Source organism: Aeromonas sp. 604282 (assembly GCF_049170575.1).
GTDB lineage: Bacteria > Pseudomonadota > Gammaproteobacteria > Enterobacterales > Aeromonadaceae > Aeromonas > Aeromonas veronii_A.
In genome coordinates this window covers 380,110-401,409 of sequence record NZ_JAAKMV010000002.1, presented here as the reverse complement: position 1 = coordinate 401,409, position 21,300 = coordinate 380,110, and the positions used below count along the sequence as shown (strand labels likewise).

General features: G+C 60.5%; 15 protein-coding genes. 8 read left to right on the top strand and 7 right to left on the bottom strand.

The window, feature by feature from the left end:
* Positions 1-3: 3 nt before the first annotated feature.
* Complete coding sequence (locus tag G5367_RS04820; RefSeq protein WP_216977277.1) at positions 4-846, bottom strand: AAA family ATPase; 843 nt, start codon at positions 844-846, stop codon at positions 4-6.
* A gap of 159 nt (positions 847-1,005) precedes the next feature.
* On the opposite strand from G5367_RS04820, the gene cysK reads away from it, so the two are divergent.
* The 4 genes from cysK (at position 1,006) to crr (ending at position 5,000) form a co-directional block, all read left to right on the top strand.
* Positions 1,006-1,974 (top strand): cysteine synthase A, encoded by a 969-nt coding sequence (gene cysK / locus G5367_RS04815; RefSeq protein WP_181269038.1) that lies wholly within the window; start codon positions 1,006-1,008, stop codon positions 1,972-1,974.
* A 440-nt stretch (positions 1,975-2,414) separates the two neighbouring features.
* A complete protein-coding gene (locus G5367_RS04810; RefSeq protein ID WP_005338266.1) occupies positions 2,415-2,672 on the top strand; it encodes an HPr family phosphocarrier protein in 258 nt (85 codons plus the stop codon).
* 46 nt (positions 2,673-2,718) lie between these two features.
* Entirely contained in the window at positions 2,719-4,446 is a 1,728-nt protein-coding gene (ptsI, locus tag G5367_RS04805; RefSeq protein ID WP_421244336.1) for a phosphoenolpyruvate-protein phosphotransferase PtsI, read from the top strand.
* A gap of 44 nt (positions 4,447-4,490) precedes the next feature.
* On the top strand, positions 4,491-5,000 hold the full coding sequence (gene crr / locus G5367_RS04800) for a PTS glucose transporter subunit IIA (protein WP_288727574.1): 510 nt from the start codon (positions 4,491-4,493) through the stop codon (positions 4,998-5,000).
* 98 nt (positions 5,001-5,098) lie between these two features.
* Here the strand turns inward: crr and G5367_RS04795 are convergent, their stop codons facing one another.
* The 3 genes from G5367_RS04795 to pykF form a co-directional block, all read right to left on the bottom strand.
* Positions 5,099-6,031: a GGDEF domain-containing protein gene (locus G5367_RS04795; RefSeq protein WP_421244337.1), complete on the bottom strand. Its 933-nt coding sequence runs from the start codon at positions 6,029-6,031 to the stop codon at positions 5,099-5,101.
* 182 nt (positions 6,032-6,213) lie between these two features.
* Positions 6,214-9,543: a mechanosensitive channel MscK gene (gene mscK / locus G5367_RS04790; RefSeq protein ID WP_058057772.1), complete on the bottom strand. Its 3,330-nt coding sequence runs from the start codon at positions 9,541-9,543 to the stop codon at positions 6,214-6,216.
* A 150-nt stretch (positions 9,544-9,693) separates the two neighbouring features.
* Positions 9,694-11,106 (bottom strand): pyruvate kinase PykF, encoded by a 1,413-nt coding sequence (gene pykF / locus G5367_RS04785; RefSeq protein WP_031227651.1) that lies wholly within the window; start codon positions 11,104-11,106, stop codon positions 9,694-9,696.
* 308 nt (positions 11,107-11,414) lie between these two features.
* Between pykF and G5367_RS04780 the strand changes: the two genes are divergently transcribed.
* Both G5367_RS04780 and G5367_RS04775 read left to right on the top strand, forming a co-directional pair.
* Positions 11,415-11,657: a hypothetical protein gene (locus tag G5367_RS04780; RefSeq protein ID WP_421244338.1), complete on the top strand. Its 243-nt coding sequence runs from the start codon at positions 11,415-11,417 to the stop codon at positions 11,655-11,657.
* A 166-nt stretch (positions 11,658-11,823) separates the two neighbouring features.
* Positions 11,824-12,588 carry a DODA-type extradiol aromatic ring-opening family dioxygenase gene (locus G5367_RS04775; RefSeq protein ID WP_164537430.1) on the top strand — a complete coding sequence of 255 codons (765 nt, stop codon included), beginning with the start codon at positions 11,824-11,826 and terminating at the stop codon, positions 12,586-12,588.
* 89 nt (positions 12,589-12,677) lie between these two features.
* Here the strand turns inward: G5367_RS04775 and G5367_RS04770 are convergent, their stop codons facing one another.
* From G5367_RS04770 to G5367_RS04760, 3 genes are all read right to left on the bottom strand, one after another.
* A complete protein-coding gene (locus G5367_RS04770; protein WP_421293867.1) occupies positions 12,678-16,430 on the bottom strand; it encodes an AAA family ATPase in 3,753 nt (1,250 codons plus the stop codon).
* Positions 16,427-17,653: an exonuclease SbcCD subunit D C-terminal domain-containing protein gene (locus G5367_RS04765; RefSeq protein WP_421244340.1), complete on the bottom strand. Its 1,227-nt coding sequence runs from the start codon at positions 17,651-17,653 to the stop codon at positions 16,427-16,429. Before G5367_RS04765 ends, G5367_RS04770 begins: the two co-directional genes overlap by 4 nt.
* A 103-nt stretch (positions 17,654-17,756) precedes the next feature.
* Entirely contained in the window at positions 17,757-18,185 is a 429-nt protein-coding gene (locus G5367_RS04760) for a GNAT family N-acetyltransferase (protein ID WP_266134224.1), read from the bottom strand.
* Between the two features lie 179 nt (positions 18,186-18,364).
* Between G5367_RS04760 and rdgC the strand changes: the two genes are divergently transcribed.
* Together rdgC and ggt are read left to right on the top strand one after the other, a co-directional pair.
* Positions 18,365-19,276 carry a recombination-associated protein RdgC gene (gene rdgC / locus G5367_RS04755; RefSeq protein ID WP_421293865.1) on the top strand — a complete coding sequence of 304 codons (912 nt, stop codon included), beginning with the start codon at positions 18,365-18,367 and terminating at the stop codon, positions 19,274-19,276.
* A 191-nt stretch (positions 19,277-19,467) separates the two neighbouring features.
* Positions 19,468-21,249 carry a gamma-glutamyltransferase gene (ggt, locus tag G5367_RS04750; RefSeq protein WP_421244342.1) on the top strand — a complete coding sequence of 594 codons (1,782 nt, stop codon included), beginning with the start codon at positions 19,468-19,470 and terminating at the stop codon, positions 21,247-21,249.
* The last annotated feature ends 51 nt before the right edge of the window (positions 21,250-21,300 follow it).

Here is a 21,300-nt window from a genome sequence, read left to right as displayed (position 1 = left end):
GGGTCAGCTGCCGCGCCGGGCCAGAAAGGCGAGCTTCTCGAAGAGATGCAGGTCCTGCTCGGTCTTGAGCAGGGCGCCATATAGCGCGGGCACCAGCTTGCCGGGCTCGCGGGCACGCATTGCCTCGGGGGCGATATCGTCGGCCAGCAGCAGGCGGATCCAGTCCAGCAGCTCCGAGGTGGAGGGCTTCTTGCGCAGCCCCTCTACCTCGCGCAGCTCGAAGAAGAGCTCCATTGCCTCGCCAAGCAGGCTCTCCTTGAGGTCGGGGTAGTGGAGTTTGACGATGGCCTGCATCTCGGCCTTGTCGGGGAAGCGGATGTAGTGAAAGAAGCAGCGGCGCAGGAAGGCATCCGGCAGCTCTTTTTCGTTGTTGGAGGTGATGATGACCACCGGCCGCTGGCGTGCCTTGACTCGTTCGCCGGTCTCGTAGACATCGAACTCCATCCGATCCAGCTCCAGCAGCAGATCGTTGGGAAATTCGATGTCGGCCTTGTCGATCTCGTCGATCAGCAGCACAGGTCGCTGCTCGGCGCTGAAGGCCTGCCACAACTTGCCTTTACGAATGTAGTGGCTGATATCGGCCACTCTGGGATCGCCGAGCTGGGAGTCGCGCAGCCGGGCCACCGCATCATATTCGTAGAGTCCCTGTTGGGCCTTGGTGGTGGACTTGATATGCCAGGCAATGAGATCGGTGCCAAGATGATTGGCGACCGCTTCCGCCAGCACCGTCTTGCCGGTGCCCGGCTCCCCTTTGATCAGCAGCGGTTTTTCGAGGGTGATGGCGGCATTGACTGCCATCTTCAATGCATCGGAGGCGAGATACTGGCTGCTTCCTGAAAATCCCATAACGTCGGTTCCTTTGACGATTGGCTCCCGGAGTCAGGGGCCAGAGAGAATAAGCTCTATATGTTGTAATACCATATGGTTATAACGAATAGTCACTTCTCATTCAGAAACCACAGGGTAATCTTGTTTCATCGTCGTAACAAACACAGGGATAGCACCATGAGCAAAATTTTTGAGGACAATAGCCAGACTATCGGTCACACCCCGCTGGTTCGTCTCAACCGTGTTACCAAAGGCCGCGTGCTGGCCAAGATCGAGAGCCGCAACCCCAGCTTCAGCGTCAAGTGCCGGATCGGCGCCAACCTGATCTGGGATGCCGAGAAGCGTGGCATCCTGACCAAGGGTAAGGAGATCATCGAGCCCACCAGCGGCAACACGGGTATTGCTCTGGCATTTGTTGCGGCTGCTCGCGGCTATCCCATTACCCTGACCATGCCGGCAACCATGAGTCTGGAGCGCCGCAAGCTGCTCAAGGCGCTCGGTGCCAATCTGGTGCTGACCGAAGGGCCGCTCGGCATGAAGGGCGCCATTGCCAAGGCCAACGAGATCCTCGAGTCCGAGCCGGGCAAATACGTGCTGTTGCAACAGTTTGAAAACCCAGCCAACCCGGAGATCCACGAAAAGACCACTGGCCCCGAGATTTGGGATGCCACTGACGGTGAGGTGGATGTGTTCGTGGCCGGGGTCGGTACCGGCGGCACCATTACCGGTGTCTCCCGCTACCTGAAGAAGACCCAGGGCAAGGCGGTGGTCTCTGTTGCGGTCGAACCTGCCGAGTCGCCGGTCATCAGCCAGAAGCTGGCCGGTGAAGAGATCAAACCGGGCCCCCACAAGATCCAGGGTATCGGCGCCGGCTTTATCCCGGGCAACCTCGACCTCTCCCTGATTGACCGGGTCGAGCAGGTGACCAGTGACGAAGCTATCGAGATGGCTCGCCGCCTGATGGAGGAGGAGGGGATCCTGGCCGGTATCAGCTCCGGTGCTGCGGTGGTGGCTGCCAGCCGTCTGGCCGAGCTGCCGGAATTTGCGGGCAAAACCATTGTGGTCATCCTGCCGAGTGCGGCGGAGCGTTACCTCTCCAGCGCCCTGTTTGCCGGGGTGTTCAGCGAGCAGGAACTGCAGCAGTAACTGATCGGAATCTTTCAAAACAGCGGCGCTCCCAAGAGCGCCGCTTCTTTATGGGCTAGACTCAACCCCTGATAGTGTCACTTGATCCTTATTTTTTGGGGTAAAATAACAAGTTCCGGAGTGAGAAAAAAAGCAGACATTCCGCTCTAAATCTCATATCCTGTGCGGCGTCACGCGGTGTTTGCTGGCTGGGTATCACAAAGTAACAAAGTGTTATTTTTCGTTATAAAATAATTTCAGGCCAGTCCTGATGCGGCTTGTAGCCCAATAACTGAAAATTGCCAACCAGCGCGCCGATTACTGCACAGAAACTTGACCTGGATTAAACCATTGCGGGTCTGCTTTCGTTACTTTACAACATATCCATACTGACACGGTGGGTCAGGTTGCTTCAAAAACGACCAATCCACCAAAAAATATCAATAATATGGGGTGAAACCATGTACGAGAAGTCTGTTGTTATTACTGCTGAAAACGGCCTGCACACCCGTCCGGCAGCTCAGTTCGTGAAAGAAGCCAAAGAATTCCAAAGCGAGATCACTGTGGTCTCCGGTGGCAAGTCCGCCAGCGCCAAGAGCCTGTTCAAGCTGCAGACCCTGGGCCTGACCAAGGGCACCAACGTAACCATCCAGGCTGACGGCCCGGATGCCCAGCAAGCTGTTGAGAAGCTGGTTGCCCTGATGGACGAGCTGGAGTAATCCAGCTTTAGATTCCTCCCCCACAGTCGTTTTAATAGGAAGGATTATGATATCTGGCATTCTTGCGTCCCCCGGTATCGCATTCGGTAAGGCGCTTCTTCTTAAAGAAGATGAAATCGTTATCAATCAGGGCAAAATTTCTGCTGATCAGATTGATGCCGAGATCAACCGTTTCCTCGAAGCTCGTACCAAGTCAGCTGCCCAGCTGGAAGCCATCAAAGAGATGGCCGGTCGCACCTTCGGTGAGGAAAAAGAGGCCATCTTCGAAGGCCACATCATGTTGCTCGAAGATGAGGAGCTGGAAGGGGATATCAAATCCTTCATCAAAGAGAACAAGGCATCCGCCGACAAAGCCATCTATGAGGTGATCGAGCAGTACGCCAAGATGATGGCCGAGCTGGATGACCCCTATCTGCGCGAGCGCGCCACCGACTTCCGTGACATCGGTACCCGTCTGGTGAAGAACGTGCTGGGCATCGCCGTTGTCAACCTGAGCACCATCGACGAAGAGGTGATCCTGGTCGCCAAAGACCTGACCCCGTCTGAAACCGCTCAGATCAACCTGAAATATGTGCTGGGTTTCGTCACCGATATCGGTGGCCGTACCTCTCACACCTCCATCATGGCCCGCTCCCTGGAGCTGCCGGCCGTGGTAGGCACCAACGACATCACCGAGCGCGTCAAGAACGGTGACATGCTGGTGCTGGATGCGATCAATAACCAGATCATCATCAATCCGACCGCTGAACAGCTGAACGAAGCCAAGAAGTTCCAGGCTCAGTTCCAGGCCGAGAAAGATGAGCTGGCCAAGCTGAAAGATCTGCCTGCCATCACGCTGGATGGTCACCAGGTCGAAGTGTGCGCCAACATCGGTACCGTCAAGGATACCGAAGGTGCCATCCGTAATGGCGCCGAAGGCGTGGGTCTGTACCGTACCGAGTTCCTGTTCATGGACCGTGACGCGCTGCCGACCGAAGACGAGCAGTTCAAAGCCTACAAAGAAGTGGCCGAAGCGATGCCGGATCAGCCGATCATCGTGCGTACCATGGACATTGGCGGCGACAAAGAGCTGCCGTACATGAATTTCCCGAAAGAGATGAACCCCTTCCTGGGCTGGCGTGCCGTGCGTATTTTCTTCGACCGCGAAGACATCATGCACGCTCAGCTGAGGGCCATTCTGCGTGCGTCTGCCTTCGGCAAACTGCGCATCATGTTCCCGATGATCATCTCTGTCGAAGAGTTCCGTAGCCTGAAAGCGACCGTAGAGACCCTGAAAGCCGAACTGCGTGCTGAAGGCAAAGCCTTTGATGAATCCATCGAAGTGGGTATCATGATCGAGACCCCGGCCGCTGCCGTGATGGCTCATCATCTGGCCAAGGAAGTGGATTTCTTCAGTATCGGTACCAACGACCTGACCCAGTACACCCTGGCTGTCGATCGCGGTAACGAGATGATCTCCGCTATGTACAACCCGCTGTCACCCTCCGTCCTGACCCTGATCAAGATGGTTATCGATGCGTCCCACGCCGAAGGCAAGTGGACCGGTATGTGTGGTGAACTGGCTGGTGACGAGCGCGCCACCCTGCTGCTGCTGGGTATGGGTCTGGATGAGTTCTCCATGAGCGCCATCTCTGTACCGCGTATCAAGAAGCTTATCCGCAACACCAGCTTCGAAGATGTGAAGGCAATGGCTGACCAGGCATTGAGCTTTGCCACCGCTGCTGAAATCGAAGCGTGCGTAGATAACTTTATCAAGCAGAAGGCAGTCTGCTAAGATCGGCTGCAAACAGCGACAAATCATCTTTAGGAGCTTTTACTATGGGTCTGTTCGACAAACTGAAGAAACTGGTGTCCGACGATAGCGCTGATACCGGCGGCATCGAAATCTTTGCTCCGCTGTCTGGCGAAATCGTGCCGATCGAAGATGTGCCTGACGTTGTCTTCGCCGAGAAGATCGTTGGTGACGGTATCGCCATCAAGCCGGCTGGCAACAAGATGGTTGCGCCGTGCGATGGCACCATCGGCAAGATTTTCGAGACCAACCACGCGTTCTCTCTGGAATCCGACTCCGGTATCGAGCTGTTCGTTCACTTCGGTATCGACACCGTTGAACTGAAAGGCGAAGGCTTCAAGCGTATCGCTCAGGAAGGTCAACAGGTCAAGCGCGGCGACACCATCATCGAGTTCGATCTGGCCGTTCTGGAAGCGAAAGCCAAGTCTACCCTGACTCCGGTTGTCATCTCCAACATGGACGAGATCAAAGAGCTGATCAAAATGACTGGTGCCGTGACTGTGGGCGAGACCCCGGTTATCCGTATCAAGAAGTAATGCCCGGCTGGCTCACGCCAGTTGCGCAGTAAAAAACCGAAGCCTTGTGCTTCGGTTTTTTTATGGCCGCGAGTCGGCTTTCCGTTCTGATTACCACTCTATTCTGTCGAGATGACAACCCGGTTACGGCCCTGATCCTTTGCCTGATAAAGGGCCCGGTCGGCCATCATCAGCAGATAGTCGATGCTCTCCTGCCCCTTCATGCTGGCACACCCCAGACTGATGGTGAGAGATAGCTGCGTCCCCTGCCATGGCAAGCGGGTGGTACTGACATGCTGGCGCAGCTGTTCGGCGCGCCGTGCCGCCTGTTCAATATCGCAACCAGGCAGGATCAGCAGGAACTCCTCTCCGCCCCAACGGGCCAGACTCTCCCCCGGCAACAGCTGGCCCGCCATGGCGTGGGCGACGGCGCAGAGCGCGGCATCGCCCGCAGGATGGCCGTAGCGGTCATTGACCTGTTTGAAATGGTCGATATCTCCCAACACCACCGAGAGGGGCTCACCTTGCAACCAAAGGGCCTGCAACTGTTGCTGGGCGCCACGCCGGTTGGTCAGTTCGGTGAGCGGATCGGTGCAGGAGAGGCGGCTCACCTCTTCTACCATGCATTGCAGGTCGTGGATATCGCGAAAGGTGACGATATGGCTATCCGGGATGGCATCTGCCCCCAGCTGGGCGGTGACGATAAACCAGCGAGAGTGGCCACTCTTGCATCGGATCAGCGCCGGCATCTCGACGACCTCCAGTCCATGGTGCAGGCTCTGCTCTATCTGGTTATGCCAAGCCTGAATTACCGAGTTGCGATAGCTCTCATCGGGATAGGCGAGGTGAAACCAGCTCTCCATGTCCGGCAGATCCTGCAGCTCATAGCCCAGCTGTTCGCGAAAGGCCCTGTTGAGGAAGAGATGGCGACGCAGGGGGATCCGGTCGGGTGACATATGACCCTGGCTGGCTGTCGACTCGGACACCAGGATTGGGAGCGGGATCACATCAAAGGAGCGAAACAGAATGTGCTCTAGTTGTTGGTCATCCATGGGCGAAAACGCGGCTCCCTGCTCTCCCGTTCGTCAGCCTACATTAGGTGAGAGACCGCAGCGGGTAAACTCATTTATCACTCTCCGGCGGTTGCCTGAGTGGACGGTCGTGGCAACGGGAACATAAAAATGCCGCTCACCTGGGTGAGCGGCTGTTGTCATCAGAACTGTGCAGTTCGCTATCAGGCTGGCTGCTTGCCATCTTCCGCGGGCGGCGGCAGGGCGGCGGAGTTGGACTCCACCTTCTGCTCTTCGCCCTGCATGTTCTTGATGTAGACATCCATCTGGTTGAAGGCGATCTCGATGCCGTTCTCGCGGAACAGCTGGTCGATCTTGCGGTTCAACTCGTCCACCGCCGGGTTGCGGTCTCCCAGTTCGCTCACGAAGAAGCGCAGCTCGTGATCCAGAGTACTGGCGCCAAAGGTGAGGAAGTAGACGATGGGGGCTGGGTCTTTCAGCACGCGGCTGTTTTCGTCGGCCGCCTGTTTGAGCAGGGTGCGGGTCAGCTCCAGATCCGAGCCGTACGCCACGCCCACCCGCACGATCACCCGGGTGACGGTGTCACTCAGCGACCAGTTGATGAGCCGTTCTGTCATCAGCTGCTGGTTGGGGATGATCACCTCTTTGCGGTCGAAGTCGGTCAGGGTGGTGGCGCGAATGCGGATCCGCGAGACGGTACCGGAGAAGGAGCCGATGGTGACGGTGTCACCGATCCGCACCGGACGCTCGAACAGGATGATGATGCCGGAGACGAAGTTGGAGAGGATCTCCTTCATGCCGAAACCGATACCGACTGACAGACCACCCGCTACCCACTGCAGCTTGTCCCACTGCACGCCCATCATGGAGAGAGCGGTGAGGGAGCCAAAGCCGATCAGCACGTAGTTGAGCATGGTGGTGATGGCGTAGGCGGTCCCCTGAGCCAGATTGAGCTTGGAGAGCACCAGCACCTCCAGCAAGCCCGGCAGGTTGCGCGCCAGTGACCATGCCCCGCCGAGCAGCAGGAAGCCGATCAGCACGTCACTCAGGCTGATGGGGAACAGCACGGCGTTGGCGCCGGTGCCTTCACTGCGGTGCCACAGCACCATGCTGTCGAGGTAGGAGAAGACCGCGACCAGATCGGACCAGAGCCAGTAGAAGGCGACGCCGAAGATCAGCATCAGCACGGTACGGGTCAGACGCAGGGACTGCTGGCTGACATCCTCCAGATCCATGGGCTGCTCTTCGATGGACTCGCCACCTTCCGCATCTTCCGAAGATTTGTGCTCACGCTTGGCCACCGCACGGCGGTAGGCCAGACGACGGGCAGCCAGCTCCAGACCACGCAGGGCGGTGCGGTAGACCAGGCTCCAGATGATGATGAGGTAGAAGGATTCGATCAGGCGACCGGTCAGCTTCAGCGCGGTGTAGTAGTAACCGAGCACGGCCAGCACGATCAGCGCCACCGGTGCCAGCGCCAGGGCAATGGCGATCAGCGACTTCTGCATGCTCGCCTCGCCCTTGATGCGGGCGCGGGAGATGGGGAACACCAGATAGGCGGCCAGCCCCAGCAGGGTCAGGGTCATGGCCTGGCCGATCACGTCGTTGCCCAGGGTGGAGGGTTCAACCACCGCCTTGGTTGCGAGCATGATGAGCGGCAGCAGTGGTAACCAGATGTAGCGCATGCTGTTGCGCTTGGCCTGCAGCTCCGCTTTCGGGATCCGGAAGTGGGTTTCGGCGATGCCGCCCGGGCGCATCACCGCCAGATAGACGCTGAACACCAGATAACCGAGGGCGAGGTTCAGGGTGATCTGGAACATCAGCTTGGGACTGAGCAGACCGCAGTAGGTGAGCAGCAGACCGCCAGCCAGAATGAACATGCTGCCCGGCAGGCGTTGCAGCACGGTATAGAGCAGGGCGCGCGGGGTGTGCCACTGGCTGTCCTGACGGAAACGGCCAAGGTCCTTGGTGATCTTCTTCTCGCGCTCAACCAGCGCCGGACGTTTCCAGACCAGCAGGCCGCCGATCAGCAGCAGCGGGAAGGCGAGCAGGGAGATCCCCAAGAGCTCTTCGCGCCAGCGTTTCCAGTCCGGTTTCAATACCCAGTCGGAGGCCTGTTTGTAGGCCTGGGCGGGCCAGCTGATAAACCACTTGCTGTCGATGGGCTTGTTGCTGCTTACCCAGAAGATGTGTTGCTGCAGGGTAAATTCGATAGAGGCATAGACCCGCGCCAGCTGCTGCTGGGTCAGCTGCAGGCTGATGGCGTTGGTAAGCTGGCTGTCGAGCTGGCGGTTGAGCTGATCGAGCAGATTGATGCGGGTGTCGAGCAGCTTGGCAAGGCTCTCCTTGTCCTCCTCGCTGACCGGATCCTTGCTGCCGGCGATCAGATTGTCCAGATAGAGGTTCTTCTGGAACAGCTGGTCACGCTGCTGGCTCAGTTCAAACTGGGCCAGATGCAGATCGGCGATCTGCTCTTCCAGGTTTTTGACGGCGATGGTGGGCGCCGCTTCCAACTGCTGGTAGAGCTGATAGAGGATGCGTGACAGCAGCAGATTGCCCTTGAGCATCTGCACCTGTTCATTGAGGTTGCGCTCGGTCTGGATGCCGCGCTCCAGCCAGCTCTTGGCTTGCAGGTTTTTCTGTACCAGCGAGTTGAGACTGGTAGTGGCACCGATCAGCTGCTGGCTGAGCTGGTGGTTGAGCTCCTGCTCTTTTTGCACCAGCGGGCTGTCTTCGGTCGCCACCAGTTCACCGGTCTGCTCGGCGGTTTTTTCGGTGTCGCCGAGGCGCTTGGCGCTGCTCTGATCCTGCAACAGCTGCAGTTTCTGCTCTTCGCTGGCGAGACGGGCACTCTGGTAGTCGCGCTGCTTGATCGCCAGATCCTGCATGCTGGTACGGTTATCCAGCTCCTTTTGCAGGTGGGCCAGTTGCAGGTCGAGCAGGGCCAGTTCGGCACCGAGCTTCATCTTCTCGGCGCTGGAGACGCTTTCACCTGCGTTGAGGCGGGTACGGATCTCCTGACTGCGCTGGTAGGCACGGCTCATGCTGGCCTGGGCCCGCTCCGGCAGGGTCTGCAAGCTGGTGAGCTGGCTGCCGATGGCGCCGAGGGCCTCCTGGGCCGCCTGCATGTTGGCCAGCACTTCCGGCTGACGGCTGTCGAGCTCTGCCAGACTCATGCTGGCGTATTCGCTCTTGATCTGCTCGGCACTCTTGCCCTTGGTCAGGGCATCGAGCTTGGCACTGATCTCTCTGAGCTCGGTGGGCAGGTTGCGGATCCGCTGGGCCTGGGTCTTGGCCTTCGCCTCTTCCTTGTCGATGCTGTCGAGCAGAGCGAGGGTTTCGGTCAGCAACTTCTGATCCGCTTGCTGACTGACGGTCAGGGTCTCTGATTTACCCAGACCATCCAGCGCTCGCTGAACTGCGTTGCGAGAGGGGACATCTTGCGCCATGGCTTGCGGCACGCAGAGGCTGGCGAGGAGACAGAGCAGCGGCAATAGGGTGGCCGAGACTCTTTTAAAACGTATTGAGGGCATATAACTTCCGGGTTATTACGCGATATTCGGGAGATTTCCCGCATAGATTAAATTCGCGTGGATTCTAACACCGGGCTTGTCAGGTAAGCAGGGGGGAGGGACAAAAAAAACGGCGCCCGCAGGCGCCGTTTTCAACTCGTTCAGCTCTGATTAAAGAACGTGAACAGAAGCGGTGTTGGTGGTGCCGCTCGGTACCAGAGCACCGGAGACCATCACAACCACGTCACCTTTCAGACCCATGCCGATTTCCAGCGCGGCTTCTTTACCGATGCGATAGAAATCGTCGGTAGAGGCGATGCTGTCAACCACGTGAGCAACCACACCCTTGGTCAGAACCAGCTGGGCAGCAGTTTTCTTGTTGGTGGTGATCGCCAGGATCCAGGCTTTCGGGAAGTACTTGCGAATGGCCTTGGCAGATTTGCCGCCTTCGGTAGCGACCACGATCAGCGGGGCGTCCAGCTTCTCGGAGGTCTCTACGGCGCCTTTACATACGGCTTCGGTGATGCGCAGCTTGTTGCTGTCGTTGGCAGCAGACAGGTTGGACGGCATCACGGCATCGGTACGCTCGCAGATGGTGGCCATGATGGTCACGGCTTCCAGCGGGTACTTACCCTTGGCGGATTCACCGGACAGCATCACTGCGTCGGTACCGTCCAGGATGGCGTTGGCCACGTCACCAGCTTCGGCGCGGGTCGGACGCGGGTTCTTGATCATGGAGTCCAGCATCTGGGTGGCAGTGATAACCACTTTGCGGGCTTTGTTGCACTTGGCGATGATCATCTTCTGGGCGAAGATAACTTCTTCAACCGGGATCTCTACACCCATGTCGCCACGAGCAACCATGATGCCGTCGGAAACAGCCAGGATCTCGTCGAAGTTGTCCAGACCTTCCTGGTTTTCGATCTTGGAGATGATCTGGATGTTCTCGCCACCGTGGGCTTTCAGGTGCTCACGGATTTCCAGAACGTCTTCTTTCTTACGGATGAAAGAAGCAGCAACGAAATCAACGCCTTGCTCGCAACCAAAGATCAGGTCGCGCTTGTCTTTCTCGGCCAGCGCCGGCAGCTTGATGGAGACGCCCGGCAGGTTAACGCCTTTGTTCTCGCCCAGGTCACCGTTGTTCAGCACTTTACAGATAACTTCGCGCTCGGTGATTTCGATAACGTCCAGACCGATCAGGCCGTCATCAACCAGGATCCGGTTGCCGACGCGCAGATCGTTGGCGAAACCTGCATAGGTCACAGCCACTTTGTCTTTGTTGCCAACCACAGTCTGGTCGGTGGTGAAGGTGAAAGTCTGGCCCGCGACCAGCGCGACGTCGTTGCCGCCTTCCAGCTTCATGGTACGGATTTCCGGACCCTTGGTGTCCAGCAGGATAGCTGCGTGCTTGCCGGTCTCGGCCATTACAGCGCGCAGGTTGCTGATGCGGCTGCCGTGCTCGGCGTAGTCACCGTGGGAGAAGTTCAGGCGCATGACGTTCATGCCGGCGTCCAGCATTTTGGCCAGCATTTCTTTGGATTCGGTCTTCGGACCGATGGTGCAGACAATTTTGGTCTTTTTCATGTCAATCTTCATGGTTAAGGAATTTCCGCCGAGCAATATACACCAGTTTTTGGAATCTTTTTATGATCCAGAAACAACGTTTTGACCAGATAACGTTTTCTTTTCAGGGATAACGTTTTCCTGTGAGTCACATTTTAGAGCATACGGCCACAGGTTCGGGCTGAAGGGATACAAATGTTGCCATCTGTGGTTGTTTGGCCGGGTTGAGGTTCAGATGTTGTAAAATGACCACCCGTCCGCTGTCACCGTCTTGTCACCGGCTTGCGCAAAAATGTTAGTTCATTGGCGCACGGGTGAAGGAGGCAGGGATGAAAAACAGCCATGAAACCGGATGGGCTTTTCTCTTGCTGGGCGCCGCCCTGCTGCTGGTTCAGACACTGCCAGCCAGCTACTGGCCTGATAATGCGCGACTGCTGGCGATCTTCTCCCATCCGGTGAAAGGGGAGGCGGCCGCCGAGGGATTGGCGTGGCGAGAGTGGCAGGATCACAGTGCAGCGACCCGGATGGCGCTTCGTGCAGCCCGACTGCAGCCGGAAGCGCCGCAGCCTTGATATCTATTGCCGATTACCTGTCGTGAAGGCGTGAAATTATCAACCATTGGTTGATAGTTCTTATCCATCTTGCTGGATTGTTCACTTTTAATGGCAGGGGGATAATCGATTCCAACAGCGATATCCCCTCCGGTATCGCCCCTGATACTTTGTTGGAGTCTGCTTTATGTCCCTCGCCCCCGTCTGGTTTATCTCTCACGGCGCACCGGATCTGGTGCTGCGTGAGCAACCCGCCACCCGCTTTCTGCGAAACCTGCGTCTGGGTGAGCTCAAGGGGCTGGTGGTCATCTCCGCCCACTGGTTTAGCCGCGAGCTGCAGATCAACGTCGAGCCCAAACCGGCCTTGATGTACGACTTTTACGGCTTTCCCGAGCCCCTCTACCGGATGCGCTGGCCTGCCAGCAGCCCCGAGTGGCTGCAACAAGGGGTGAGCGACCAGCTGGCACTGGCCGGACTGACCGCCACCCCGGTGCGACGCGAGCTGGATCACGGGGTCTGGTCGCCGCTCTCCCTGATCGACCCAAACAGCGAGATCCCGCTGGTGCAGATCTCCATTCCCGCGAGCTTCACCCCGGCCCAACTGTGGCAGTTGGGAGAGGTGTTGGGGGCACTGCGCAGTCAGGGGATTGGCATCCTCGCCTCCGGTGCCATCACCCACAACCTGCGGGCGCTGGCGCCGGAAGGCTCGCCAGTGCCGGAGTGGGCCAGCCAGTTTGTCGACTGGCTGGAGCAGAAGATGGCCGACGAGGATCGTCTGGCGTTGCTCGACTATCGCCAGCAGGCTCCCGGAGCGGTGGAGTCCCATCCCCACGACGATCATCTGCGCCCGCTCTTTGTGGCGTTGGGGGCGGCCGATGGTGTGGCGCCCACCCGGCTGCACGAGAGCTGGGATGGCGGCAGCCTCTATATGGGCGCCTACCGCTTCGGCTGATAGCCTCTCAACAAGACCCCGCCAATTGGCGGGGTCTTGTTATTTACGGCGTGGTGGACCGATGGTAGTGGTGATTGAGCCGAAGGCTCTCAGGGAACCACTACCCGGCTCTCGCCGCCGCCGAGGGCTTCGACCCTGATCTGCACGCCAATCCGCTCCACCAGGGTCTGAACGTGGGAGATGACCCCGATCTGGCGACCGGCGGCCTGCAGGGAGTCGAGGCTGGCGAGCGCCAGATCCAGACTGTCCGGATCCAGGGTGCCAAACCCCTCGTCGATAAACAGCGACTCGACCTGGGTCTGCCGTGACGAGAGGCTGGAGAGGGCCAGCGCCAGCGCCAGCGACACCAGAAAACTCTCGCCACCGGAGAGGGAGTCCACCGAGCGCACCTCATCCCCCATGTCGAGATCCACCACTTGCAGCGCCAGATCGGTGCCGGGTACTCGCTCCAGCCTGTAGCGCGGTGATAGTTCGGCGAGCTGGGCGTTGGCCTCCAGCAGCAGACGCTCGAGGGTGAGGCTCTGGGCGAAGGTGCGGAACTTGGCGCCGTTGGCTTGCCCGATCAGATCGCACAGCTGCTGCCAGTGGTCGGCCACTGCCTGCTGGGCGGCCAGCTCCTGTTGCAGGCTACCCGCCTTGAGGGCGGCGGCTTCGGCCTGTGCCAGCTTGCTCTTGTACTCGAACAGCTGCTCTTCAAGGGCGCGGCAGCGGGCATCGAGCGCCACCAGCTGCTCGCTCAGCTCTGCATCCGGCAGGGCGGCCAGCTCGGGGTGGTGCTCGCGATAGCGATCCCGCTTGCTCTCCTCCAGTGCCAGCGCCCGTTGCCGCTCGGCAAGGCGGGTGCGCGCCTCGCCAAGGGCATCTTCCAACCCTTGCAGGGCAGTGCGGCGAGCCTTGAGTTCATCGGGGCTGATGGCGAGCAGACGGCGCAGGTCGTACTCGGCGATGCCGAGGGTAGTGGCGTGGGCTGCCCAGCGCCCTAGTACCTCCCGCTTGCGGCGGCTGCTGGTCTGCTTTTCCTGCTCCACATGGGTGAGGCGGGTCTTGAGCTCGGTCTGCCGCTCCCGCAGAGCACGGGCGCCGCTTTGCATCTGCTCCAGTTCGCTGGCGAGTTGTTGCAGCCGCTGTTGCCAGCGGCTCTCGACCAGCGGGATCTCCTCGCCATTCAGACAGGCGGCGCGGCTGGTGAGCAGCCCCTGCCGCTGCTGCTCATGCTCCTTGTAGTCCCGCTCGAGTTTGTGCAGCAGCTCGCGCTGGGTCTGCAGGCGCGCCTCCTGCGCGCTCAGGGCAGGGGTGAGGCTGGCGATCTCGCTGGCCAGCCGCTCCCACTCGCTCTGGCCGTGCAGCCAGGCTTCGCAGGTCCGTTGCCACTCGTGCCACTGCTGGCTGCCGAGCCACTGGCGCCAGGGTTGGCCGCCCATCTGTTCATCGAGGCGGTGGGCGCCCTGTTCGAGGCGCTGGCGCAGGGTCGCCTCCTGCTCACCCATGCCTTTCACTTCCCCTTCCAGTGCGATGCGCTGGCGATCGGCCTCCTGCCACTGCTGGTCAAACTGCTGGTGCTGGGCAGCCAGTTGGCTCAGTTGCTGATGCACCCCTTGCAGCTGTTGTTGACCAAGCTGGGCCTGACGCAGCTGCTGCTGGCTCTGGGCCAACCCCAGCTCCAGCGCCTGGCCACGGCCAAGCAGGGAGCTCATCAGCTCGTTCCACTCAATGGGGCTCTGGCGCAGTGGCAGCGGATGGCCGAGCAGGGTATCGCCTCCCAGCTGTTGCCAGCGCTGGGTCAGCTGCTCGGCGCGTGCCTCCAGCTCCGGCAGATGTTGCTGGCGCACCGCCAGCTGGCGGGCCAGCTCCTGACGCTCGCTCTCGCACTGGATGTATTGATGATTGAGCCGATCCCATTCGAGTTCGAGGCTTCTGACCCGCTCCGCCAGCTGACCCAGGATCCCCGCCACTTGTGGTTGGCTCTGGCTGTAGGGGTGCTCCTCGGCGCCACAGAGCGGGCAGGGGGTGCCATCGCTCAGGATATGGCGATACTGCTCGAACGTGGCCACCGCCCGGGACTGCTCCAGCGCGTGGCGCGCCTCGTCCCGCTGCAGGGCGAGCCGCTCGCGGGCTGGCACCAGCTCTTTGCCGAGGGTGGCGAGCTTGCCGAGCGCCTGCTCCAGCTGGGCAATCTCTTGCTGCAAGCGGCCATGCTGTTCGCCGTGGTTGCGGCCATAGTCGGCCAGCTCCAGCAACTGGCGCAGCTGACCCAGCTGTTCGGTTTGCTGCTGCCACTGCTCCTGCGCCTTGGCGAGGCGGCTCTCCCACTGCAGCTCCTGCAGCTCGTTCTGTTGCTGTTGCAGCCGAGCTTGTTCATGTTGCCAGTAGTCGCGTTCCTGCTGGCCTTGCTCCAGCTGGCGCTGCAACTGTTGCAGAGCGCGCAGCTTGTGATCCCGCAGGGTGAGCAGCTGTTGTAACTTGTCGGCATCCCCGGCCCAATCTTGCATGGCGGTGAGCAGGGGCTGCCACTGGCGGGCAACCGGTGCCAGCTCCTTATGCTCTTCGAGCCAAAGGCCCCACTGCTGGTGCTGCTGCTTGAGCAGTTCCACCTGTCTGCTCTGCTCGCGCCAGCCCTGCTCGAGGGTGAGCTGCACTTCTCGCTCCTGTGCCCCCTCCTGCTGGATCTTCTGCAACTGCTGCACTTTTTCCCGGATGCGGGTATCGAGCTCCTGCGCCCGCTTGAGTTCGGGTTGCAGGGCACCCCATTCCCGCTCGGCGGCGATCTTCTCCGCCAGCAGCTGCTGCTCGGTCAGCGCGCTCTGCTGGGTCTGCTCCTCGAGCTTGGCCAGCTCCGGCCCCAGCTCGGCGATCAGCTTCTCCTGCTGCTGTACCTCAAGGGTGAGGCGGGCCAGCTCGTCGTGATCGGCTCGGGCCACCTGGGCTTGCTCGGCACGGGCAAACTCCTCGCGCTCGGGGGCGGCGGCGCCGTGGGCCTGCAGGGCGGCATCGAGCGCCGCCTGTCCCTCGGCGCAGCCCTGCAACTGGGCAGCAATGCGGCTATTGAGATCGCGCAAGTCCTGCATCAGCTGCTGCTGTTGCTGCTCGTGCTTGAGGGTGGTGGAGAGGCTCACCTGCTGGCTTACCCAATGCTCGCGGGTCGCTTCGTCCATCAGCGCCACGTCGCCGAGGCGCTGGGCGATGGTGGCCAGCTTCTGCTGCTCTTCCCGCGCCCGTTCATAGGTCTGGATGGAGATGGCGGAGTAGAGCTCGGTGCCTGTCATCCGTTCGAGCAGGGCGGAGCGCTCGTTGGCATCCGATTTGAGGAAGGCGGCAAATTCCCCCTGCGGCAGGATCACCGCGCGGCGGAACTGCTCCCAGGAGAGACCCACCAGCTCGTCGATGCGATCCTGCAGCTCCCGTTTGCTGCCGGAGAAGACCTGCCCGGACTCCACATCGGTCAGGGTTCGCTCTTGCGCCTGAAAACGCCCCTCCGAGCGGTTGCGCGCCCGGCGCACCGCCCAGCGGGCCAGCCAGATGCGGCCATCACAGCCGCGAAACTGCACCTCGGCAAAGCCGCTGGCGTGACCGCGGCTGAGGATGCCGCGCACATCGTTGGCCTTGAGTTTCTCCTCGTCATCCATGCGGCCCACTTCGGCCACGTTCTTGCGATTGGCGATAAAGCGCGGCATTTCGGCGTATAAGGCCAGACAAATGGCGTCGAGCAATGTGCTCTTGCCCGCGCCGGTATTGCCGGTGATGGCAAACAGGCCGGCAGCGCCGAGCGCCCCCCTGGTAAAGTCGATGGTGAAGGTGCCGGTCAGACTGGCCAGATTCTCACCAGACAGAGACAAGATTTTCATTGGTTTGACTCCTTCACCTGCTCCAGGATCTCTTCAAACGAGGCAACCAGCCCAGCCTCGGGCTCCCCTTCAAACTGGCGCTGATAGCAGAGGCGAAACACCTCGGTGGGGGAGAGCTCATCGAGCCTGCGCCGCTCGCGACCATCGGCCAGCCCTTCGCCCGAGCCCTGATACTGGGTGCTGATGCGGGCCAGACGCACCGGCTTGTCTGCGATGGCCGCCAGAATACGCTCGCGGATGCGGGCTTCTGGCTTGGGCAGCAGCAGCCGTACTTCGAGGAAAGGCTGTGCTTCTTGTGGACAATCAGGCAGCTCGAGCGATGCGATGGCTTTGAGTGCGTCGTCGAGGCTGCTCTGGGGCAGGCGGATCATCTCCACCGCGCGGGGTACCGGGATCCGCTCCAGCCCGGCCAGTTTCCCCTCTGAAAAGGTCACTTCCAGCACCTGATGGTTGTAGTTGGCTTCGGCCAGCGAAAGCGGCAGCGGCGAGCCGCTGTAGTGCACCCCCTCGGCCGGGCTCTGGGCCAGATGGAGGTGACCGAGCGCCGTGTAGTCGGCACCGGCAAAGAGTTCGGCAGGCAGTGCGTGTTGGTTGCCGCCGAGCACCCGCCGCTCCGACAGCTCCGAGAGCTGGCCCGCCGCCAGATAGGCATGGCCCATGGCGATGAGCGGCAGACCCTCCCCGCAGCGGGCGCGCCCTTCGGCCAATACCTCGGCGTAGATTTGGCGTACCCCTTCGATCAGCCGGTCCTGCCCTTCTTCCAACGGCTCCACCCGCAGATCGCTGCTGCGCAGGAACGGCACGGCGGCGCACCAGGCGGCAATGTTGCCCTCCTTGTCTTGCAGCGGTACCAGCAGGCGGTCGGCCTCGAGCTTGCCCTCACTGTCGCGACTGATGCTGCCCACCAGATGCAGATCAAAGGCCCGCAGCAGCTCGTGGGGGGCATCCAGCTTGGAGGGAGAGTCGTGGTTGCCGCCGATCAGCACCATGTTGAGGTGGGGCATCTCGGCGCGCAGCCGCGCCAGAAAACGGTAGAGTTGTTGCCAGGCGCTGGCGGGCGGATTTGCGGTATCAAACAGATCGCCCGCCACCAACAGGGCGTCGATCTCGCACGCCTTGAGGGTGTCGCTCAGCCAGTCGAGGAAGGCATCGTGTTCAAAACGGCGGTCATGACCATGGAGTTGATGGCCAAGATGCCAGTCGGCGGTATGGAGGATTTTCATTGGAAAGCAGCCCGGTTGCAGGGACGGTGCCTAGGGCACCCGATGGAGACAAGATGAGGATGCCCCGTGCTTTTTTCAAGTAAAACAGCGGTCTGTCATCAGTTCATGCGGGTTCGCAGCACATCTTGTACTGGGGGTGACCGGTGAGGGGATCGGACTCTTCACCCTTGATGACGAAACCGTGGCGACGATAGAAACGTACCGCCTGATCGTTCTCGACGAAGACCCGGGCGTAGAGCGACGCCCCCTGACGCTTGGCCTCCTGCAGCAGGGCGTGGCCGACACCGCGACCCTGACGGTCGGGACGCACAAAGAGGGCGGCGAGATAGTTGTCCACCATCGCCATGAAACCGAGCAGATCGCCGCGCTCCTCGAACACCCAGATGGCGGCACGATCGAGATAGCGGGTACGCAGATCCTCCTGTGCCTGCCACCAGCAGGAGGCATCGACGAAATCGTGGGCCTGCAGGGAGGCCAGCAGCCAGATTTCGACGATCTCTTCCATATCTTCCGGGCGACTGGGCCGCAACATAAATCCATCCTTGGTAACAACTTGTACACTCGCAGTCTAGGGGAACTTGACGGCCGTTCAGGTGATATAAATGAGACCCTGTGAGGTCGATCGCCCTTTATTTAGCGAGAATGATTGGCTGATCACAAAGCGCCTCTCTAGTACAATGCCCGCCGGACAATCTAGAGACCGAGGACGCCATGTGGTTTAAAAACCTGCAGATTTATCGCTTTACCCGCCCCTTTGACCTGACCGTGGATCAGCTGGAAACCCAGCTGGAAGCCTGTGCCTTCACCCCTTGCGGCAGTCAGGACATCTCCCGTTTCGGGTGGGTCAAGCCCCTTGGCAAATTCGGCTCAACCCTGACCCACTCCGCCTCCGGCCACATCCTCATCTGCGCCCGCAAAGAGGAGAAGATGCTCCCCGGCACCGTGGTCAAGGAGATGCTGGCCGAGAAGGTAGAAGCGATCGAGTTCGAACAGGGTCGCGCCCTCAAGAAGAAAGAGAAGGAAGCGTTGAAAGAGGAGATCCTCCACACCCTGCTGCCCCGTGCCTTCAGTCGTACCAGCCAGACCTTCGCCTGGATCAATCCGGCCGACAATTTGATGGTGGTGGACGCAGGTTCTGCCAAGAAGGCAGACGATCTGCTGGCGCTGCTGCGCAAATCCATCGGCTCCCTGCCGGTGGTGCCGGTGGCTCTCAAGAACCCGCCCGAGATCACCATGACCGAGTGGCTGAACGAGGGCAACCTGCCTACCTCCTTCACGCTGGAAGATGAAGCCGAGCTGCGCAGTGCCATGGAGCACGGCGGCATCATCCGCTGCAAGCAGCAGGATCTGATGACGGATGAAATCAAGAACCACCTGGCCAACGACAAGCTGGTGACCAAGCTGGCCCTCAACTGGGGCGAGGCCGTCAGCTTCGTGCTGGGGGATGATCTCTCCATCAAGCGTCTGAAATTCAGCGAAGAGCTGCGCGAGCAGAACGACGACGTCACCAGCGAAGATCCGGCCGCCCGTCTGGATGCAGACTTCGCGCTGGTCACCGCCGAGCTGTCCCAGTTTATCCCGGCGCTGTTTGCCGCCCTGGGTGGCGAAGAGCAGTCCATCTAACCGGACTTGCGCCTGTTTGGCCTCTGCCATCCCATCGTAAAAACCGCCTTCGGGCGGTTTTTTTATATCTATTGCGGATAGCCATTATTGATAGAGGAGTAAGATATTGATCTTGCTCAATAACTTGAGCTGTCAGCGCCAATCGTGACATAGTCCCCCTTCATGGTCATAAAACAGACAAGGAGAGTGTCATGTTGCGCAAACCTCTGGGGCTGGCTGTCGCCCTTGCCCTGCTGGCCGGTTGTGCCAGTGACAACGGCTTTCACTACACCCCGCCAGCCCAGACCCTGATCGCGCCAGAAGCCGCCAGTGGCTGGACCGACAAACAGGGCTGGCAGGGCCATGACTTCATGGTGGCGGCCGCCAACCCGCTGGCGGTGGATGCGGGCTACCAGATCATCAAGGCCGGTGGCAGTGCTGTCGATGCCGCCATTGCGGTGCAGCTGGTGCTGACGCTGGTGGAGCCGCAATCTTCCGGGATCGGTGGCGGGACGCTGCTGCTGGTGTGGGATGGCCGCAAGGTGAGTGCGGTGGATGGCCGCGAGACGGCGCCGGCTGCTGCCACCGACCAGCTGTTTATGCAAGATGGCAAGCCGCTGGCGTTTTATGACGGGGTGGTGGGGGGCCGCTCGGTCGGCGTTCCCGGCACCCTGCGCGCTCTGGCACTGGCCCATCAGCGTTATGGCAAGTTGCCCTGGGCTGCGCTGTTCGAGCCCGCCATCACGCTGGCAGAACAAGGATTTGTAATAAGTCCACGGCTGGCCACATTGCTGGCCAAGGATCCCTATCTGGCACGGGATCCGCAGGCGCGAGCCTATTTCTATCAGACGGATGGCAACCCCAAAACGGCGGGCACCCGGCTGACCAACCCGGCGCTGGCCAGGGTGTTGCGCACTCTGGCCACAGAGGGGGTGGATGCCTTCTATCAGGGGCCGCTGGCGGATGCCATGGTGGCCAAGGTTCGCCAGCATCCCACCAATCCCGGGGTACTGGCGGCCACCGATCTGGCCAGCTATCAGGCCAAACTGCGGGATGGCCTCTGCTTTGACTATCGCCAGAGCAAGATCTGCGGTTTCCCCACTCCCTCGTCCGGCACTCTGGCGCTCGGCCAGATTTTCGGCATGCTGGAGAGCCGTGATATGGCGGCCCTCAAGCCGATCACCACGAAGGAGGGGGGACTGGCTGCCTCCAGCGAGGCTATCCACCTCTACAGCGAAGCGGCGCGTCTGGCCTTCGCCGATCGCAACCAGTACGTCGCCGACAGCGATTTTGTCAGCGTGCCGGTGCAGGGGTTGCTGGACAAGGGCTATTTGGCCGAGCGCGGCAAGCTTGTCGGTCAGCACTCCATGGGGATTGCCAAGCCCGGTACGCCGCCACTGGCGCTGGCGCGCGGCAAGGATGCGACCCCGGAACTCCCCTCTACCAGCCATGTCTCGATCGTCGACAAGGCGGGGATGGCCATCTCCATGACCAGCTCCATCGAGGATGGTTTCGGATCGCGTCAGATGGTCAACGGCTACCTGCTCAACAACCAGCTCACCGATTTCTCCTTCACCTCGGTGGATGCCGCCGGTCTGCCGGTGGCAAACCGGGTGGAGCCGGGCAAGCGGCCCCGCTCCTCCATGTCACCGCTGCTGGTGTTTGACAAGCCAAGCGGCGAGCTGACCATGACGCTGGGCTCGCCGGGGGGCTCCGCCATCATCAACTATGTGGGCAAGACCCTGCTCGGTACTCAGGATTGGGGCCTGAACCTGCAACAGGCCATCAACCTGCCCAACTTTGGCAGCCGCAACGGCCCCACCGAGCTGGAAGCGGGACGCACCCCCATGTCGGTGGTCGAGGGATTGAAGGAGAGGGGACACGAGGTGGTATTGAACGAGCAGACCTCCGGCCTGCAGGGGGTTGAGCGCAACGCTGGCGGCTGGTTTGGCGCTGCGGATCCGCGCCGGGAAGGGATCGCCAAGGGGGAGTGAGGTTCCCATAGCAACAAGGCCAGCATGATGCTGGCCTTGTTGTTGATGGAG

Coding starts and splice junctions, on each gene's coding strand:
- G5367_RS04795 (WP_421244337.1), bottom strand. CDS start 6,031: ATGGATGACCAACAACTAGAGCACATTCTGTTTCGCTCCTTTGATGTG.
- crr (WP_288727574.1), top strand. CDS start 4,491: ATGGGTCTGTTCGACAAACTGAAGAAACTGGTGTCCGACGATAGCGCT.
- G5367_RS04775 (WP_164537430.1), top strand. CDS start 11,824: ATGTCCCTCGCCCCCGTCTGGTTTATCTCTCACGGCGCACCGGATCTG.
- G5367_RS04765 (WP_421244340.1), bottom strand. CDS start 17,653: ATGAAAATCCTCCATACCGCCGACTGGCATCTTGGCCATCAACTCCAT.
- G5367_RS04770 (WP_421293867.1), bottom strand. CDS start 16,430: ATGAAAATCTTGTCTCTGTCTGGTGAGAATCTGGCCAGTCTGACCGGC.
- mscK (WP_058057772.1), bottom strand. CDS start 9,543: ATGCCCTCAATACGTTTTAAAAGAGTCTCGGCCACCCTATTGCCGCTG.
- G5367_RS04780 (WP_421244338.1), top strand. CDS start 11,415: ATGAAAAACAGCCATGAAACCGGATGGGCTTTTCTCTTGCTGGGCGCC.
- rdgC (WP_421293865.1), top strand. CDS start 18,365: ATGTGGTTTAAAAACCTGCAGATTTATCGCTTTACCCGCCCCTTTGAC.
- ggt (WP_421244342.1), top strand. CDS start 19,468: ATGTTGCGCAAACCTCTGGGGCTGGCTGTCGCCCTTGCCCTGCTGGCC.
- pykF (WP_031227651.1), bottom strand. CDS start 11,106: ATGAAAAAGACCAAAATTGTCTGCACCATCGGTCCGAAGACCGAATCC.
- ptsI (WP_421244336.1), top strand. CDS start 2,719: ATGATATCTGGCATTCTTGCGTCCCCCGGTATCGCATTCGGTAAGGCG.
- G5367_RS04810 (WP_005338266.1), top strand. CDS start 2,415: ATGTACGAGAAGTCTGTTGTTATTACTGCTGAAAACGGCCTGCACACC.
- G5367_RS04760 (WP_266134224.1), bottom strand. CDS start 18,185: ATGTTGCGGCCCAGTCGCCCGGAAGATATGGAAGAGATCGTCGAAATC.
- G5367_RS04820 (WP_216977277.1), bottom strand. CDS start 846: ATGGGATTTTCAGGAAGCAGCCAGTATCTCGCCTCCGATGCATTGAAG.
- cysK (WP_181269038.1), top strand. CDS start 1,006: ATGAGCAAAATTTTTGAGGACAATAGCCAGACTATCGGTCACACCCCG.